Origin of the sequence: Pseudomonas sp. PvP001, assembly GCF_040546375.1 — a bacterium.
In the GTDB taxonomy this organism is placed as follows: Bacteria; Pseudomonadota; Gammaproteobacteria; order Pseudomonadales; family Pseudomonadaceae; genus Aquipseudomonas; species Aquipseudomonas coleopterorum.
This window is the reverse complement of record NZ_JBEPNQ010000001.1, coordinates 1215382-1232640: the sequence shown is the minus strand read 5'-3', so window position 1 is coordinate 1232640 and position 17259 is coordinate 1215382. Positions and strand designations below refer to the sequence as shown.

The 17259-nt window shown below is 63.1% G+C and carries 18 protein-coding genes, 1 tRNA gene and 1 pseudogene; 14 read left to right on the top strand and 6 right to left on the bottom strand.

Going from position 1 to position 17259, the window contains the following annotated elements:
• Positions 1-94: 94 nt before the first annotated feature.
• On the bottom strand, positions 95-607 hold the full coding sequence (locus ABMD26_RS05670) for a DUF2062 domain-containing protein (RefSeq protein WP_122741577.1): 513 nt from the start codon (positions 605-607) through the stop codon (positions 95-97).
• A 147-nt stretch (positions 608-754) separates the two neighbouring features.
• Between ABMD26_RS05670 and ABMD26_RS05665 the strand changes: the two are divergent.
• From ABMD26_RS05665 to ABMD26_RS05630, 8 genes and pseudogenes are all read left to right on the top strand, one after another.
• Positions 755-2986, top strand: a pseudogene (locus ABMD26_RS05665) (DNA internalization-related competence protein ComEC/Rec2).
• Between the two features lie 80 nt (positions 2987-3066).
• Positions 3067-3702: a flagellar polar localization protein PocA gene (gene pocA / locus ABMD26_RS05660; RefSeq protein ID WP_043193308.1), complete on the top strand. Its 636-nt coding sequence runs from the start codon at positions 3067-3069 to the stop codon at positions 3700-3702.
• A complete protein-coding gene (pocB, locus tag ABMD26_RS05655; RefSeq protein ID WP_056843368.1) occupies positions 3699-4127 on the top strand; it encodes a flagellar polar localization protein PocB in 429 nt (142 codons plus the stop codon). The genes pocA and pocB overlap by 4 nt, the downstream gene beginning before the upstream one ends.
• Positions 4127-5122 (top strand): tetraacyldisaccharide 4'-kinase, encoded by a 996-nt coding sequence (lpxK, locus tag ABMD26_RS05650; RefSeq protein WP_354308529.1) that lies wholly within the window; start codon positions 4127-4129, stop codon positions 5120-5122. Before pocB ends, lpxK begins: the two co-directional genes overlap by 1 nt.
• Before the next feature lie 24 nt (positions 5123-5146).
• Positions 5147-5332: a Trm112 family protein gene (locus tag ABMD26_RS05645; protein ID WP_049861532.1), complete on the top strand. Its 186-nt coding sequence runs from the start codon at positions 5147-5149 to the stop codon at positions 5330-5332.
• The gene (gene kdsB / locus ABMD26_RS05640) at positions 5329-6093 is read left to right on the top strand and encodes a 3-deoxy-manno-octulosonate cytidylyltransferase (RefSeq protein WP_122741580.1); all 765 of its coding nucleotides are present in this window, start codon (positions 5329-5331) and stop codon (positions 6091-6093) included. Before ABMD26_RS05645 ends, kdsB begins: the two co-directional genes overlap by 4 nt.
• A complete protein-coding gene (gene murB / locus ABMD26_RS05635) occupies positions 6090-7112 on the top strand; it encodes a UDP-N-acetylmuramate dehydrogenase (protein ID WP_354308527.1) in 1023 nt (340 codons plus the stop codon). The genes kdsB and murB overlap by 4 nt, the downstream gene beginning before the upstream one ends.
• 53 nt (positions 7113-7165) lie before the next feature.
• Positions 7166-7756, top strand: coding sequence for a nucleotidyltransferase family protein (locus tag ABMD26_RS05630; RefSeq protein ID WP_354308525.1), 591 nt, complete (start codon positions 7166-7168; stop codon positions 7754-7756).
• A 68-nt stretch (positions 7757-7824) separates the two neighbouring features.
• On the opposite strand, the gene ABMD26_RS05625 is transcribed toward ABMD26_RS05630, so the two are convergent.
• Positions 7825-7901: transfer RNA gene (locus ABMD26_RS05625), tRNA-Met, on the bottom strand.
• A 255-nt stretch (positions 7902-8156) separates the two neighbouring features.
• On the opposite strand from ABMD26_RS05625, the gene dinB reads away from it, so the two are divergent.
• A complete protein-coding gene (dinB, locus tag ABMD26_RS05620) occupies positions 8157-9221 on the top strand; it encodes a DNA polymerase IV (RefSeq protein WP_049861528.1) in 1065 nt (354 codons plus the stop codon).
• Between the two features lie 9 nt (positions 9222-9230).
• Here dinB and ABMD26_RS05615 read toward each other — a convergent pair whose 3' ends face one another.
• The 3 genes from ABMD26_RS05615 to ABMD26_RS05605 all read right to left on the bottom strand — a co-directional run bounded on the left by ABMD26_RS05615 (position 9231) and on the right by ABMD26_RS05605 (position 13345).
• The gene (locus tag ABMD26_RS05615; protein WP_122741583.1) at positions 9231-10181 is read right to left on the bottom strand and encodes a hypothetical protein; all 951 of its coding nucleotides are present in this window, start codon (positions 10179-10181) and stop codon (positions 9231-9233) included.
• Between the two features lie 15 nt (positions 10182-10196).
• Positions 10197-11912 (bottom strand): proline--tRNA ligase, encoded by a 1716-nt coding sequence (locus ABMD26_RS05610; RefSeq protein ID WP_122741584.1) that lies wholly within the window; start codon positions 11910-11912, stop codon positions 10197-10199.
• Between the two features lie 161 nt (positions 11913-12073).
• Positions 12074-13345 carry an OprD family porin gene (locus ABMD26_RS05605; RefSeq protein ID WP_122741585.1) on the bottom strand — a complete coding sequence of 424 codons (1272 nt, stop codon included), beginning with the start codon at positions 13343-13345 and terminating at the stop codon, positions 12074-12076.
• Between the two features lie 902 nt (positions 13346-14247).
• Between ABMD26_RS05605 and ABMD26_RS05600 the strand changes: the two genes are divergently transcribed.
• Positions 14248-14679 carry an HIT domain-containing protein gene (locus ABMD26_RS05600; protein WP_134721612.1) on the top strand — a complete coding sequence of 144 codons (432 nt, stop codon included), beginning with the start codon at positions 14248-14250 and terminating at the stop codon, positions 14677-14679.
• A complete protein-coding gene (locus ABMD26_RS05595) occupies positions 14676-14882 on the top strand; it encodes a SlyX family protein (protein ID WP_134721611.1) in 207 nt (68 codons plus the stop codon). Before ABMD26_RS05600 ends, ABMD26_RS05595 begins: the two co-directional genes overlap by 4 nt.
• A 62-nt stretch (positions 14883-14944) precedes the next feature.
• Here the strand turns inward: ABMD26_RS05595 and ABMD26_RS05590 are convergent, their stop codons facing one another.
• Positions 14945-15535, bottom strand: a complete 591-nt coding sequence (locus ABMD26_RS05590; protein ID WP_049861522.1) for a cold-shock protein — start codon at positions 15533-15535, stop codon at positions 14945-14947.
• Between the two features lie 312 nt (positions 15536-15847).
• On the opposite strand from ABMD26_RS05590, the gene ABMD26_RS05585 reads away from it, so the two are divergent.
• From ABMD26_RS05585 to ABMD26_RS05575, 3 genes are all read left to right on the top strand, one after another.
• A complete protein-coding gene (locus ABMD26_RS05585; RefSeq protein WP_043187180.1) occupies positions 15848-16318 on the top strand; it encodes a Dps family protein in 471 nt (156 codons plus the stop codon).
• 223 nt (positions 16319-16541) lie between these two features.
• Positions 16542-16913 carry a ribbon-helix-helix domain-containing protein gene (locus ABMD26_RS05580; RefSeq protein ID WP_122741587.1) on the top strand — a complete coding sequence of 124 codons (372 nt, stop codon included), beginning with the start codon at positions 16542-16544 and terminating at the stop codon, positions 16911-16913.
• Between the two features lie 60 nt (positions 16914-16973).
• Positions 16974-17195, top strand: a complete 222-nt coding sequence (locus ABMD26_RS05575) for an FmdB family zinc ribbon protein (protein WP_049861560.1) — start codon at positions 16974-16976, stop codon at positions 17193-17195.
• Positions 17196-17259 lie beyond the last annotated feature (64 nt).

Here is a 17259-nt window from a genome sequence, read left to right as displayed (position 1 = left end):
TTTTAACGCGACCACTCGTCCTGACCGACCGCACGATACACCGAAATCACCCCGCGATGCGCGGGTGCCGATTTCCCTGCCAGCCAGGGCAGCGCTAGCGCCGTTGCTTGCGTCGGCGCCACTGGCGGCTCACCCACCAGCGCCAGTACAGCATGGTCAGCAGGTAGGCCAGGGCACCCAGGACCACGCCCGTCACCACCGAACCGAGCAGGAACGGTTGCCACAGCGTGGACATCTGGCTCATGACCCAGTCCCAGCTGTAGGAATCGGGCAGTTGCCGTGGCGGCTGGCCCAGCAGCCACGATCCCACCTTGTATGTGCAATAGAACACCGGCGGCATGGTGATCGGGTTGGTCAGCCACACCAGGCTGACCGCGATCGGCATGTTGCCACGCACCACGATCGCCAGCGCCGCAGCCAGAAGCATCTGCAAGGGAATCGGCATGAACGCGGCGAACAACCCGACCGCCATGGCCCGGGCCACCGAATGACGGTTCAGGTGCCAGAGGTTGGCGTCATGCAGGAGGCGACCCAGAAATCGCAGCGACTTGTGTTCGCGGATCGTCTCTGGGTCCGGCATGTAGCGCTTGAACAGGCGACGCGGCATAGCGGTCTCGCACATATCTGTCTGGATGTGTCCGGCAGTATGCACAAGTTCCCCGGCGTCGGAGCTCAGACTTTGTGACATTTGATAAGGCGCGCCGCGCTGCGATTCCCCTTAGCCTTGGCCGGCGGTTTTTCCAGGGAGGAAGGTATGCGCACGGCGATGTTGGCGCTGGCGACAGGGATGGTGTGTCTGCGCGGGCTGCCAGCCTTGCCGTCGCTGGGCTGGTTGATGGGGATGGCGGCGGTTGCATCGCTATCGCTGATGGTGCGCCGCTGGCACTGCGGGCTGTTTCTGCTGGGGCTGTGCTGGGCGTGCCTGCATGCCCACTGGGCGACGAACGATCAGCTGGCGCCGGCGCTCGACGGGCAGACCCTGTGGCTCGAAGGCGAAGTGGTCGGCTTGCCGGCGGTGAACGGCAACACCGTGCGCTTCGAGCTGACGGATGCCTAGTCGCGCCGCGCGCAGTTGCCGTCACGGCTGCGTCTGGCCTGGTACGGCGGGCCGCCGGTGGCCAGCGGTGAACGCTGGCGCCTGGCGGTGAAACTCAAACGCCCGCGGGCGTTGGTCAATCCCGGCGGTTTCGACGCCCAGGCCTGGGCCCTGGCCAAGGGGTTCGGCGCCACGGGCAGCGTCAAGGCCGGCGAGCGGGTGCGTGCAGCCCGCCTGGCCTGGCGCGACGGGCTGCGCCAGCGGCTGCTGGCGGTCGACAGCCAGCAACAGGGCGGTACCTTGGCCGCCTTGCTGCTGGGTGACGGCTCTGGTGTGTCGCGCCAGCAATGGGAGGTGTTGCAGGCGACCGGTACCGTGCACCTGCTGGTCATTTCCGGCCAGCATGTCGGCCTGCTGGCGGGGCTGGTGTATGGCCTGGTCGCGCTGTTGGCCAAAGTCGGCCTGTGGCCGGCGCGGTGGCCGTGGTTGCGTTGCGCCTGTGCCTTGGCGTTCGCCGCCGCGTTGTCGTACGGATTGCTGGCCGGCTTCCAGGTGCCGGTACGCCGGGCCTGCATCATGATTTGCCTGGTGCTGTTGTGGCGGCTGCGCTTTCGCCACTTGGGCGTCTGGTGGCCGCTGCTGCTGGCGTTCACCCTGGTGTTGCTGGTCGACCCACTGGTGAGCCTGCAGCCCGGCTTCTGGCTGTCGTTCAGTGCGGTGGCCGTTTTGCTGCTGACGTTTTCCGGACGCCTGGGCGGTTGGCGCTGGTGGCAGGCCTGGACCCGTGCGCAGTGCTGCGTGGCTGTCGGTCTGCTGCCGGTGATGGTGGCCCTGGCCCTGCCGGTCAGTGTCAGCGGGCCGCTGGTCAATCTGCTCGCCGTACCCTGGATCAGCCTCGTGGTACTGCCGGTGGCCATGGCCGGGGCTGTGCTGCTACCGGTGCCCTGGATCGGCGAAAGCCTGTTGTGGCTGGCCGGGGGCGCATTGCACGGTCTGTTTCAATGGCTGACCTGGACCGCCGAATGGAGTCCTCCCTGGTTGCCGCCCGGCGTGTCGCCAGAAGTGTGGCTGGTGCTCGCGATCGGCATCCTGCTGCTGTTGCTGCCAGCGGGCGTGCCGTTGCGCTGGCTGGGCGTGCCGATGCTCGGGCTGCTGCTGTTCGGCCCGCGTCAGGCGCCGCCCGTGGGTCAGGCCGATATCTGGGTGCTGGACGTTGGCCAGGGCCTGGCGGTGCTGGTGCGCACCGCCCATCACCAAGTGCTCTATGACACCGGTCCTGGGCTGGGCGAAGTCGATGCCGGCGCCAGTGTCGTCGTGCCCAGCCTGGTCGCGCTGGGCGTACGGCGCCTGGATGCGATGATCATCAGTCATGCCCACCTCGATCACTCCGGCGGTGCAGGCTCCGTGCGGCGACGCCTGCCAGTCACCCAGACATTGGCCGGCGAACCCGACGCGCTGCCGGCTGCGTGGCAGGCGCAGCCCTGCAAGCCCGGTCGTAGTTGGGAATGGGATGGGGTCAGGTTCGTGCTGTGGCGCTGGCCGTCGGCGGTGCCCGGCAATCCTGCTTCCTGCGTGCTCTGGGTCGAAGCCAATGGCGAGCGGCTGTTGCTCGGCGGCGACATCGACGCGTCGGCCGAAAGGGCCCTGCTCGCCAGTGGCCTGCCGCCTCAGGCGCATTGGTTGCAGGCGCCGCATCATGGTAGCAAGACCTCATCGAGCAAGCCGTTCCTGGAAGCGGTGCAGCCTCACGCCGCGCTGATATCGCGCGGGCATGACAACACCTTTGGTCATCCTCATGCTGACGTGCTGGCGCGTTACCAGGCATTGGGCATCACCCCGCACGATACGGCCGAGGCGGGCGCATTGCGCATCCAGCTGGGGACCTATGCTCCCGTGCAGCGGCAGCGCGACCAGCGACGTTTCTGGCGTGACGCGGCCATTACGCCATGAGCTTCCCAGCGGTCATCGCGCACTTCGACCCGCCGCACCCCTATGGTAGAGTGGCGAACTTTTTCGAGGGGATCGCACCTGTGTGGGAATTGGTTAAGTCTGGCGGCTGGATGATGTTGCCAATCATAGTGAGCTCCATCGTGGCGCTGGCCATCATCGCCGAGCGCTTGTGGACCTTGCGTGCCAGCCGCGTCTCGCCCGCCCACCTGGTCGGCCAGGTCTGGCGCTGGAAGAAAGACAAGCAGCTGAGCAAGGAAAAACTCAAGGAGCTGCGCGCCGACTCGCCCCTCGGTGAAATTCTCGCCGCTGGCCTGGCCAACTCGCGTCATGGTCGCGAAATCATGAAGGAAAGCATCGAGGAAGCCGCCAGCCGCGTCATCCACGAGCTGGAACGCTATATCAGCACCCTGGGCACCATCGCCGCGATGGCTCCACTGCTCGGGCTGCTCGGCACGGTGATCGGCATGATCGAGATCTTCGGCTCGTTCACCGGCGGCGCCGTGAGCGGTAACCCCAGCGTCATGGCTGGCGGTATCTCCAAGGCACTGGTCACCACCGCGTCCGGCCTGATCGTCGCGATCCCGGCGCTGTTCTTCCATCGCCTGCTGCAGCGCCGCATCGACGAGCTGGTGGTGGGCATGGAACAGGAAGCCATCAAGCTGGTGGAAGTCGTGCAGGGTGATCGCGAGGTCGACCTGGCCGAGGAAAAAGCGTGAAGTTTCGTCGTCGCAGTCGGGAGAATATCGAGCTCAACCTGATCTCGCTGATAGACGTCGTCTTCGTGCTGCTGCTGTTCTTCGTGATCACCACCACGTTCACCCGCGAGACCCAGCTGCGTGTCGAGCTTCCCGAAGCGGTGAATGGCGCGCCGGAGCAGGCCAGCGACCTCAAACGCATCGACATCGCCATCAGCGCCGAGGGCGTCTACGCGGTCAACAACCAGCTGCTGCCCAAGAGCGACCTGCCGACCCTGATCGAGGCCCTGCGCACCGCATCGGCGGGTGACAGCACGTTGCCCCTGTCGATCAGTGCCGATGGCAAGACGCCCCATCAGGCGGTGATCAGCGCCATGGATGCTGCCGGCAAGCTGGGCTTCAGCCAGATCAGCATGATCACCGTCGAGGCGCAGGCGAATCCCTGATGAGCTTCGCCGACCGCTTGTCCGCCGCCTGGTACACCGGCCATCGTGCGCTGTGGCTGTTGCGTCCGCTGGAATGCCTGTACCGCCACGTCGTGCTGCGCAAGCGGCGGCGCTTCGAGGCCGGGCAGGGCGAGATCTACCGGGCACCGGTACCGGTGCTGGTGGTCGGCAACATTACCGTCGGTGGCACCGGCAAGACACCGATGATCCTCTGGCTGATCGAGCACTGCCGCGCGCGCGGCCTGCGCGTCGGCGTGGTCAGTCGTGGCTACGGCGCCCAGCCGCCGAGCCTGCCGTGGCGGGTCAGCGCCGATCAGGACGCAGCCCAGGCGGGCGATGAACCGCTGCTGATCGTGCAGCGCAGTGGCGTACCGCTGGTGATCGACCCCGATCGGGGCCGCGCCGTGCGTGCGCTGCTCGACGCCGAACCCGTGGACCTCGTCCTCAGTGACGATGGCCTGCAGCATTACCGCCTGGCTCGTGACATCGAACTGGTGCTGATCGACGCCGCGCGCGGACTGGGCAACGGTCGCTGCCTGCCTGCAGGCCCGCTGCGCGAACCCGCCGAACGCCTGCAGACGGTGGATGCCGTGCTGTGCAACGGTGCCGCCGACGATTCCCCGCAAGGCTACGGCTTGACCCTGCAAGCCCAGGCGCTGATCAACGTGCGCAGCGGCGAACGCCGCCCCCTGAGCCATTTCCCCCCTGGACAGGCGCTGCACGCCGTGGCCGGGATCGGCAATCCGCAACGTTTCTTCGATACCCTGCAGGCGCTACACTGGCAGCCTGTCGCGCACCCTTTCGCCGACCATGCCCGGTTCACGCCCCAGGCCCTGAGTTTCGAGCCGCCGCTGCCGGTGGTCATGACCGAGAAGGATGCCGTGAAGTGCCGCGAGTTCGCCGCCGCGGATTGGTGGTACCTGGCCGTCGACGCCCAGCCCTCGCCACGCTTCATCGGTTGGCTCGACCAGCGCCTGACCGGCCTTTTGCCCTGATTCCCTTGCCCTGAAGGATTTTCCATGGACACCAAACTGCTCGACATTCTCGCCTGCCCGATCACCAAGGGTCCGCTCAAGCTCAGCGCCGACAAGACCGAACTGATCAGCAAGGGCGCAGGCCTGGCGTATCCCATTCGCGACGGCATTCCGGTGATGCTGGAAACCGAAGCCCGCACCCTCACCGACGACGAGCGCCTGGATAAATGAGCACGGCCTTCACTGTCGTGATCCCCGCCCGCTACCAGTCGACACGCCTGCCGGGCAAGCCGCTGCAGACGATCGCCGGCAAGCCGATGATCCAGCATGTCTGGGAACAGGCCTGCAAGAGTTCGGCAGCACGGGTGGTGGTCGCTACCGACGATGGCCGCATCGAGTCCGCCTGCCGTGCCTTCGGCGCCGAAGTGGTGATGACTCGCCCCGACCACGAATCGGGCACCGACCGCCTGGCCGAGGTCTGCCAGGCGCTGGGCCTGGATGCCGACGCGATCGTGGTCAATGTGCAGGGCGACGAGCCGTTGATTCCGCCGGTGGTGATCGACCAGGTGGCGGCCAATCTCGCAGCCAGTCGCGAAGCCGCCATGGCAACCTTGGCCGAGCCGATCGCAGACGTGGAGGCACTGTTCAACCCCAACGTGGTCAAGGTCGTCACGGACCTGAACGGTCTGGCGCTGACCTTCAGCCGCGCACCGCTGCCCTGGGCTCGCGATGATTTCGCCAACGATCGCGACGTCCTGCCGGCTCAGGTGCCCTATCGTCGTCACATCGGCATCTATGCCTACCGTGCCGGCTTCCTGCAGGATTTCGTGCAGTGGGGCCCTTGCTGGCTGGAAAGCACCGAGCGTCTGGAGCAGCTGCGCGCGCTCTGGCACGGTGTGCGCATCCATGTCGCCGACGCCGTGCAGGCGCCACCCGCCGGTGTCGATACCGCCGAAGATCTTGAGCGCGTGCGGCGCCTGCTGGCGTCATGAGCCTGGACATCCGTGCCAACCAGTCGCTCAAGCCCTACAACACGTTCGGCATCGACGTTCGAGCCGCGTTCTTCGTCTCCGTGCACAGCGATGGCGAACTGGAGCAGGCACTGGCGTGGGCGGCGGCGAGAAATCTGCGCGTGCTGGTCATCGGTGGCGGCAGCAACCTGCTGCTGACCACCGACCTGAGCGAGCTGCTGGTGGTGCGCATGGACAACCGTGGCGTCCGTGTGCTCGAAGAAAATGGCGATCAGGTGTTGCTGGAAGCCGAAGCCGGGGAGCCGTGGCATCCTTTCGTGTTGCAGACGCTCGAGCTGGGTCTGGCGGGGCTGGAAAACCTCAGCCTGATCCCCGGTACCGTGGGCGCGGCACCGATGCAGAACATCGGCGCCTACGGTGTCGAGATCAAGGACGTGTTCGCCGGCCTGACCGCGCTAGACCGGGACACGCTGCAGGTCCGCGACTTCAGTGTCACCGACTGCGCCTTCGGCTATCGCGACAGCGTGTTCAAGCGCCAGCCCGGACGCTGGGTGATCCTGCGTGTGCGTTTCAAGCTGTCGCGTTCGGCGCCGGTGCATCTGGACTACGGCCCAGTGCGGCAACGATTGGCCGAGCAGGGTATCCAGCACCCCACGCCCAAGGACGTCAGTGCCGCCATCTGCAACATTCGTCGCGAAAAGCTGCCCGATCCTGCCGAATTGGGCAACGCCGGCAGCTTCTTCAAGAATCCGGTAGTGACCGCGCGGGTGCTGGACGCCATTCGCCGCGAGCATCCCGATGCAGTGGCCTATCCCCAGGCCGATGGGCTCTTCAAGCTGGCCGCCGGCTGGTTGATCGAACGCGCTGGCTGGAAAGGCTATCGCGACGGCGACGCTGGCGTGCACCGCTTGCAGTCGCTGGTGCTGGTCAACTACGGCGGCGCCTCGGGCAAGCAGCTGTACGCGCTGGCCCAGCGCATCCAGGACGATATCCAGTCGCGCTTTGGCGTAGCGCTGGAAATGGAACCCAACCTGTATTGATCGCGACGCCATGCCATCTGCAGTGCGCCATGTGATCACCGGAGCTCAACGACATGTCAGCCATCATTGCACCTTGCGCCCTGATCCTCGCTGCGGGAGAGGGTCGGCGTTTTCAGGAAGCGGCAGGGCAGGGTAGCGACAAACTGCTCGCTCGGTGTCGAGGGTTGGATGGCATCGAGCGCAGCGTCATTGAGCAGGTGCTACGCAATCTCGGCGAGGCAGTCGAGCGTCGTGTGCTGGTCACCCGTGCGCACAAGACACAGGTGATAGATCTCGCCCAGACTTACGGTTGCGAAGTGGTGCTGCTCGATTCCGCGGGCATGGGCGACAGCCTGCGCACCGGCGTCGAGGCCAGTGCCAACGCCGATGGCTGGTTGGTGTGCCTGGGCGACATGCCGTTCGTGACTGCTGGCACCTTCGCCAAGGTGTACCGGTCCATGGCGCCGGAGCGCATCAGCATCGCCCATGGCCCCCAAGGGCAGGGGCACCCGGTGGGCTTTGGCCGCGCTTTCCGCGAACAGCTGCTGCAGTTGCGTGGCGATCAAGGTGCACGACGGCTGTTTGCCGAAGAACACCTGCATCGTGTGGCGTGCGATGACCTGGGCATCTACCGCGATGTGGATCGGCCTGACGACCTGATTTGATAATCAGCGGTAGGGCAAAACGCAGGCAACAAAAAAGGCCACTTTTTCAAGTGGCCTTCTTCGTTGTTTGGTTGCGGGAGCCGGATTTGAACCGACGACCTTCGGGTTATGAGCCCGACGAGCTACCAGACTGCTCCATCCCGCGTCTGTGTGGGCTATTCTACAGCGCAGCGCGCGCTTGTCAAACCCTGATTTCAAGAAAACTCTTTTCCATCAATCGCTTAGCTTTGCCAATGGCCTGAAGAGGCAGGCGGGGCGGGGCTTTCAGCGGTATTTCCGATATTTTTCCGATGAGCCGAGACAGCGCCGTCAGGCTTTGGTGATGGCGCTTACTGCTGCGAGTGGGATAATACCGTGGTATGTGTACGATCCATTACCCGCCCGGTACTTCGCCCAGACCATGACGCAGCGCAAGATCATCCATGTCGACTGTGACTGCTTCTACGCCGCCATCGAAATGCGTGACGACCCGCGGCTGGCCGGCAAGCCCCTGGCCGTCGGCGGCTCCGCGGAGCGTCGCGGCGTGATCGCCACCTGCAACTACGAGGCGCGCGCCTATGGCGTGCGCTCGGCCATGAGTTCACGTCATGCGGTCAAACTCTGTCCTGACCTGACCATCGTCAAGCCCCGCATGGATGCCTATAAGGAGGCATCGCGGGAGATTCAGGGCATCTTTCGCGAGTACACCGACCTGATCGAGCCGCTGTCGCTGGACGAGGCCTACCTCGACGTCTCCGACTGCCCGCATTTTTCCGGCAGCGCCACGCGTATCGCTCAGGACATCCGGCGCAAGGTGTCCAAGCGTCTGCACATCACCGTTTCGGCAGGGGTGGCGCCGAACAAATTTCTGGCCAAGATTGCCAGCGACTGGCGCAAGCCGGACGGGCTGTTCGTCATCACCCCGCCCCAGGTCGAGGATTTCGTCGCGGCCCTGCCGGTCACCAAGCTGCACGGCGTGGGCAAGGTCACTGCCGACAAGCTGGCGCGCCTGGGTATCGACAGCTGCCTGGAGCTGCGTGAGTGGAGCAAACTGGCGCTGGTGCGCGAATTCGGCAGCTTCGGCGAGCGCCTCTACAGCCTGGCCCGCGGCATCGACGATCGCGTGGTGCAGAACGATTCCCGGCGGCAGTCCATCAGCGTGGAAAACACCTACGAGGCTGACCTGCCCGATCTGGCCAGCTGTCTGGGCAAGCTTCCGGAGCTGATGCAGACCCTGGCCGAACGCATCGGGCGGATCGACAGCAGCTACCGCCCCGGCAAGCCGTTCGTCAAAGTGAAGTTCCACGATTTCACCCAGACCACCCTGGAGCAGGCGGGGGCGGGCAGGGACCTGGAAAGCTACCAGCAGCTATTGGGTCAGGCCTTCGCCCGGGGTGGCAAGCCGGTGCGGCTGTTGGGCATCGGCGTGCGTCTGCTGGACCTGCGTGGCGCTCACGAGCAGCTGGAGCTGTTCAGCGAGCGCTGATCGGCGGGCTCAGGTCCCAGGATCGGCAACCAGTCGCCCGGTTTCCTTGCGCAGCGACTTGAGGAAGTCCTGCTGCAATTCAGGGTCGTTGCGGGTCAATTCGATCAGGCTCTGTTCCAGCTCACTGGCTTCATCTTCCAGACCCAGTTCAGCCAGTCGCTTGACCCGAAACACCCACTGACCGACCTCGTCGCCTTCCAGGTCATCGAAAATCAGTCTGTGCGCTTCGGCAAGCTTGCCGCGCAGATCCGGGCTGACCGGCAGCAGGGCGCTGGCGCGGGTCTGGCTATCCTCGTCCACCACGCTCAGCTGCAAGCGCGTGACACGGGTCAGATCCTGTTCCGCGAACGGGCTGTCCAGCAGGTTGATGCGCAACACGCCGTTGGCATCGGTTTCCAGGTCGAAGGTCTTGCGACCGGTGCCGACCTGGACGGGCCGCTCGCTCCATGGCGTGCTGTTGTGCTCCACGCGCTTGTCGGTCTGCACCTCGTCGATGCTCGCCAGGTTCTGCTCGGCGCGGCCGTTGGATTGCACGTTCATGAACGGATTGAGACCGGCGAACCCATAGCTGACCCAGTCCTTGGTGACGCTATCGGGCAGACTGCCGAAGGTCGCCACGTTCACCACATTGGCGCCCACGCCTGCCACGACGGCAACCGCGCCCAGCGGGATCTCGTAGACCTCGCGCCAGGGTTGGTAGGGGGTGTAGCGATCGTAGTGACGGGTGGTCTCGAACGCCGTGACTTCGAAATCCTTGAGTTCGCGAATGCGTACGCGGCGTTGCGGCGTCTGCAGAACCTCGGGCTTGCCGAGGTCGATCTGCAGGCTGTGTTCGAGCAGCTTGCGCTCGATCCGCTCCTCGTGTTCGTTGCGCTGCGACATCTGGTTGGCACAGCCACTGACCAGCAGGGTGCTGCACAAGGCAGCACCACCGAGGGCCATGGTAGTTCGCTTGAACATGGTTTCTCGAGTCTGTCAGCGGCGCACGCGAGCCTGGATGAAAGACAGGACTTCGTCGACAGGCAAAGCCTGGGCTGCGTCCTCGGTACGGCTCTTGTATTCCAGGTTGCCTTCGGCCAGGCCGCGGTCGCTGATGACGATCCGGTGAGGAATGCCGATCAGCTCCATGTCGGCGAACTTGATGCCGGGGCTGGTCTTCTTGTCGCGGTCGTCCAGCAGCACTTCGAAGCCCGCTTCGGTCAGTTGCGCGTACAACCGATCGGTGGCCTCGCGGACCTGCTCGGTTTCGTAGCGCAGCGGCACCAGGGCCACCTGGAAGGGCGCCAGGGTGTCGCTCCAGATGATGCCCCCGGCGTCGTTGTTCTGCTCGATGGCCGCCGCGACCACGCGCGACACGCCAATGCCGTAGCAGCCCATGGCCAGAGTCACCGGCTTGCCGTTCTCGCCCAGCACCTGGCACTTCATCGCTTCGCTGTACTTTGTGCCCAGCTGGAAGATATGACCCACCTCGATACCACGCTTGATGGTCAGGGTGCCCTGGCCATCCGGGCTGGCGTCTCCGTCCACGACGTTGCGCAGATCGGCCACCTCAGGCAGCGGCAGGTCGCGTTCCCAGTTGACGCCGAAGTAATGCTTGTCGTCGATGTTGGCACCTACGCCGAAATCGCTCATGAAGGCCACGGAACGATCGATGATGCACGGCAGGGGCAGGTTCAACGGACCCAGGGAGCCTGCGCCGGCACCGATGGCCTCACGCAGTTCGGCTTCGCTGGCCATGACCAGCGGGCTGGCGACCTGAGGTTGATTGGCCGCCTTGATCTCGTTCAGCTCATGATCGCCACGGATGATCAAGGCAATCAACTTGCCTTCTTCGGCGGCGTGGACCACTAGCGTCTTGACGGTTTTCTCGATCGGCAGGCCGAAGTTTTCCACCAGTTGCGCAATGGTCTTGGCATTGGGCGTGTCGACCAGGCGCAGTTCTTCCTGGGCGGCGCCACGCTCGGTCTCGCGTGGAATCGCTTCGGCCTTCTCGATGTTGGCCGCGTAGTCGGACGTATCGCTGAACACGATATCGTCTTCGCCCGACTCTGCCAGCACGTGGAACTCATGGGAGCCAGCGCCACCGATGGAGCCGTTGTCGGCTTCCACAGCGCGGAACTTCAGACCCAGGCGAGTGAAGATGTTGCTGTAGGCCTGGTGCATGCGGTCGTAGGTGACCTGCAGAGAAGGCTGGTCGGCATGGAAGGAATAGGCATCCTTCATGATGAATTCGCGGCCACGCATCAGGCCGAAGCGCGGACGGATCTCGTCACGGAACTTGGTCTGGATCTGGTACAGATTGATGGGCAGCTGTTTGTAGCTGTTCAGCTCGTTGCGCATCAGGTCGGTGATGACTTCTTCGTGGGTAGGGCCTGCACAGAATTCGCGGTCATGGCGATCCTTCAGACGCAGCAGTTCGGGACCGTACTGCTCCCAGCGACCCGATTCCTGCCACAGCTCGGCCGGCTGGATGCCGGGCATCAGCACCTCGAGGGCGCCAGCTGCGTCCATTTCCTCACGCACGATCCGCTCAACCTTGCGCATCACCCGAAGACCCATCGGCAGCCACGTGTACAGGCCCGAGGCGAGCTTGCGAATCATGCCGGCACGCAGCATCAGCTGGTGGCTGATCACGACGGCATCGGAAGGGGTTTCTTTCTGTGTGGCGAGCAGATATTGACTGGTGCGCATGGTTGACCGTTGTCTTGGCGAAATTTTATCGAGGTCTGGCATTGTACGGGGGTGATTGGGCAACGTACAGGCATAGGGCCGCGCTTTGCAGGGCGCTCGTACCCAGGCGCAGAAAAGCCCGGCAGGGCCGGGCTTTTCGAGGGTGCAGCTATCCGCAGGAATTACATGATGCTGAGCGGATACTCGACGATGAAGCGCAGATCGTTGTTCGACGGACCGTAGTCGGCGTCGTAGGCGTTGTTGGCACGGTAGATGGCGCTACGCAGGCGGAAGGACATGTCCTTGATCGGGCCCTGCTGTACCACGTACTTGGTCTCGAAGTCCCACTCGTGCTCTTTGCCTTCCTCGCCGTTGCTGGCTTCGATGTTGTCGCCAGTGATGTAGCGAGTCATGAAGCTCAGGCCCGGTACGCCGTAGGTGGCCATGTTGAGGTCGTAGCGAACCTGCCACGACTTCTCTTCGGCGCCGACGAAGTCGGAGTACTGTACGGAGTTGTTCAGGAACACGGTGCCGCCGCCGTCCACGCCGTAGGCGTAACCGGTGTCGCCGGAACTGCGCTGGTAGCCCAGGGTGAACTTGTGCGCGCCCAGGCTGTAGGCAACCGCGGTGCTCCAGATCTTGTTGTCGACGTCGCCGCCCAGGTCTTCGCCCTGGCTCTTGGTGCGATAGGCGTTGAAGTCGAAGTTCAGCGACTGCAGATCGTCGATCGGCAGGGTGTAGTTCAGGTTGACGTACTGACGCTTCCAGTAGTCTTCCACGTCGGACGCTGCAACCGTACCGGTGAAGTTCTTGGTGAAGGCGTAGGTGGCGCCAGCGATGTCGGCGGACTTCAGGCCCAGGGAGTCGCGACCCATGCCGGTCTGCGCGCTCATCGAGGTGAAGCGGCCGATGTTCAGGGTCAGGTCCTGAATTTCGTTGCTGGTGATCGAGGTGCCGGTGGCGACTTCAGGCAACAGACGACCGTCATCGGTCGCGAAGACCGGGCTGGCGACGATCTGTTGGCCGTATTTGAGCACGGTATTGGAGAAGCGGAACTTGACGGCCGCGCCACCCTTGGTCTGGCTGTGCTCCAGGTTGCCTTCGTCATCGGCTGCGAACAGGCCGTTGCTGCGGCGACCGGTACCGCCGTCCAGGCGTACCGAACCAAAGCCCATTGCATCCACACCTGCACCGATGGTGCCCTGGGTGAAGCCCGACTCGTAGAACATCTGGGCGCCAAGGCCGGTGTCTTCGCGATAGCCCTTGTCGGTGCCAGGGGTAGGGTTGCCTGCGCCGTGCTTGTAGTCACGGTTCATGTACAGGGCGCGCAGCTTGAGGTTCAGGGTGCTGTCTTCCACGAAACCCTTGGAATCGTCCTGGGCGGACGCCAAAGCCAACTGCGAGGTGCCGGCTGTTACAGCCAGTGCGATCATGCTCCACTTCATCACGCGCATCGTGATTTGCTCCTTTGGTTTTAAGAAGAGTAACCACTGCCTCACCTGTTTTTTTATCTGAGGCAGTTCTTTCTTTTTATGACGGCGCGGAACGTATACCACGCCAGCCATGTTGGCGATACTTTCAAGTTCGCTGTTGCAACTGCACTTCGCTTGCGCGTATGCACTAACGCTGTTTCATCCGTCTTGCCTTTACGCACTGCCGTGGATTGAACCGTTGACACTGCCAAGTTGCGAATGCACGAACACACCCTGCGACGGTTTACTCTTTGTCCACGGTTATCGTCTTCCCACGTCCCCGCTGGACCTTGCGATGGTGAATGCAACAAGCGTGCACAAACGTGCCAGCAGTTCACATATTTTTCACTTTTCTTCCTTCGCTTCGGCGAAGCCCACGGGATTCCAGCCTGTCGAGCCCTGTCCTGTTTTTTCAGTCACCGTGTCGTGAGTGCGATCGCCTCCCATTTCGCCGCGCAAACGTTACCGCAGGGTGACATGAGTGGGTAGATTCCGAAGTTTCCGTGCACCGACAGCGTCCCTGGTGGATCTTTTTGGTGCGAAAAGTGACGCCCTGAATCGCAAGGCTAGCCCAGCTTGTGAAATTGGCAACGTGGTGCTGGCCTAAAGAAATACCGCTGGTCAGGTAGTTACGTGTCGTACTGAATGGAACGCGTGAAGTCCGAACAGGGCATGCTGCGCAAGCTCGGACGAGGCGAGCGATCCTGGGGCGAGGGGCACCAGCACTGTGCCCCGTTCCGGGCATACTGACGGGCTTGCGTAGCGCAGTTGATCAGCGTGAATGCGCGATGACCTCGAAAAAAACCGACCGGGCACGGTATCCTTGGTGCCCGATGATTCGTGGCCACGGCCCGGTCCCCCATCCCGCTTTCTGGAGAACGCCCGTGTTCAGCCTGGATGCCCGACTTGCCCAAGACGCTCATGTCATGGGTGACTTCCCACTGTGTCGACTGCTGCTCAGCAATGATGCCAACTATCCCTGGTTCATTCTGGTGCCACGTCGTCCCGATATCAGCGAAGTCTTCCAGTTGAACGAGGCGGACCATCAAATGCTGTGGAATGAAACCCATGCCTTGGCGAAGTTGCTTCACCAAGGCTATCAGGCCGACAAGATCAATATTGCCACTCTGGGCAATGTAGTCAGCCAGTTGCACATGCATGTAATCGTCCGGTATCGCGCCGATGCCGCCTGGCCTGCGCCGGTCTGGGGCAAGTTGCCAGCCGTACCCTATACCGCTGAGCAGCTGGCGTCGGTTCGTGAAAAGCTGGCCAGCCTGCTGGGCGACGAATTCGTTTTCGCGGAGGGCAGGGCATGAGCCTGGAAGATCGAGTGATGGAGCTGGAGACGCGCCTGGCGTTTCAGGATGACACCTTGTCCTCGCTCAGCGACGAACTGATCCTGCAGCAGCGGGCCATCGAGCGTCTGCAGATGCAACTCGCAGCCTTGCTCAAGCGTCAGGAAGAAATGGTCGGCCAGTTCGAGACGGTCACTCAGGAAGCGCCGCCGCCTCATTATTGAGGTCTTTTTTCGAGGCAATAAAAAACGCGGGCAGTGCCCGCGTTTTTTATTGCCTGCTGGATTCAGCGACGTGGCGACGCCGCAATCACGTCTTCGGCCTGCAACCCCTTGTCACGGTTCATCACCGAAAACTCGACGCGCTGGCCTTCGACCAATACGCGATGACCTTCGCCGCGGATGGCACGAAAATGCACAAAGATGTCGTCGCCCGAATCACGCGAAATGAAGCCGAAGCCCTTGGACGTGTTGAACCACTTCACGGTGCCCGTATCGCGGTTGGTCATGTCGTACTGCACCGCGCTGGGCGCCGGTGACGCACGGTAGAAGCTGATCGACAGGTGCGCCAGGCACGCGAGCAGTGCGCACAGCAGACCCGGCAGTATGCCGATGGCCGGCAGTGGTACCAGTAATGTCAGGGTCTGGGTGATCACCGAAGCGACCAGCAGTACGCTGACCAGATTTTGCAACAGATGACGTGGACCTTTGTTCCAGCGCGGTATCACTGGAGCCAAAAGCAGATTGAGCAGACCGAACAGCGCCAGATAGATTGCGTCGGGTTGTTGCAGGTAAGGCGCTACATCGGCCCGCAGGCTTGGTATGAAGGACAGCAGCACGGCCGCTGCGCCCGTCAGGAGGTGGACGATTTTCAACATTTGATTGGCTCACTCTAAGATCAGGCATCAGGAAGAGCTGATACCGCACCACGCACAGCGTTGGGGTGAAAAGAATTGCCGGGCATCTGCAGGGATCAGCCTATGCGCCGCGGCTTGATGAATCGCCGGGCGACACGCGACCTATTTAACAGCAAACCCGGATCCTTCTCAAATCGACCGGAGCGCCGTCCACCGCCGTCGGGCGGATAGTCGGCGCAACACACGCAAGGCAAAGGCTGCGCGGGTCGATGGGTCTTGGTAAAGTGGGCATCCACCAGTGGGGTGTATATTCATCGTCTACAAGGACATTACATGGCAATCGATATCGGCATCAGCGAAGAAGATCGCAAATCGATCGTGGACGGCTTGTCCCGTCTGCTCTCCGACACCTACGTGCTCTACCTCAAGACCCACAACTTCCACTGGAACGTCACCGGCCCGGCTTTCCGTACGCTGCACCTGATGTTCGAAGAACAGTACACCGAGCTGGCCCTGGCGGTGGACTCCATTGCCGAACGGATCCGTGCCCTCGGCTTTCCGGCGCCCGGCGCATATTCGATCTATGCGCGTTTGTCTTCGATCAAGGAAGAAGAAGGCGTGCCCTCGGCCCAGGACATGATCCAGCAACTGGTCGAAGGCCAGGAAGCCGTTACCCGTACTGCCCGTGGCATCTTCCCGCTGCTGGACAAGGTCAGTGACGAGCCGACGGCCGACCTGCTGACTCAGCGCATGCAGGTGCATGAGAAGACCGCCTGGATGCTGCGTTCGCTGCTCGAAGGCTGATCCTCCTCGGTACGGCGGCACCTGCGCCTGCAGGGTGTCCGCCGTATCGATCCGGGCGCTTTGCGGCTGGTCGAAGCACGGTTCGCTCCTACGCAACGACGCCGCCCTTCGCACACCTGCAACTCTTTATTCCTCTGTCGTCACCGCGCCTCGATACGCTTCCATAGATCCCTCAGCACACCTTCAGGGTTGGAGGCGGCGATCATCAAGGAGGCACGGATCCATGGAACGGAACATCATCACCCGAGCACGTCAGCTCGACCGATCGAGCAGGCTTGTCGTCGATCCCTACGCAGAAAACTTCGACATGGGCATGGCTCGCCCCGTCTCCCGCTCGGTTCGCCTGAACGGGTTCGCCACGTGCCTGCGCCTGGAGCGGATCTACTGGGAGATCCTGGAACGCATCGCCCTGGCCAATGAATGCACCGTGAACGCGCTGCTTTCCTACGTCGACCGCGAAGTCCACCTGCGTCACGGCGGCGTGAAGAATTTCAGCGGGCTGGTGCGCGTGGTCTGCGTCACTCACCTGATGGGGCGCGATCGGACGTCGTCTGTTACCTTGGACGGCTGCGCGGCGCCGATTAACCGGATATAATCCCGCGTTTCACCCTGGCGCCGCTCGCGCCGCGGTTATTTGGTTGCCGAGACACTACCCATGCCGATGTACGACTATCAATGTGCTTCCTGTGGTCACCAGATGGAAGTCATTCAAAAGATCAGCGCCGAGCCTTTGACCGACTGCCCTGCCTGCCAGGCGCCGGAATTGAAGAAGATGCTTTCCATGCCGGGTTTCCGCCTGAGCGGCACTGGCTGGTACGAGACCGACTTCAAGACCGGCAACAAGAAGAATCTGGCGGGTGGCGACAAGGCCGAGTGAGTTGTCCGGCTCCCGCCCGCTCCTGCACGATGTCCAGGGTGCCGCGTGTCCAGCTACACGCCGT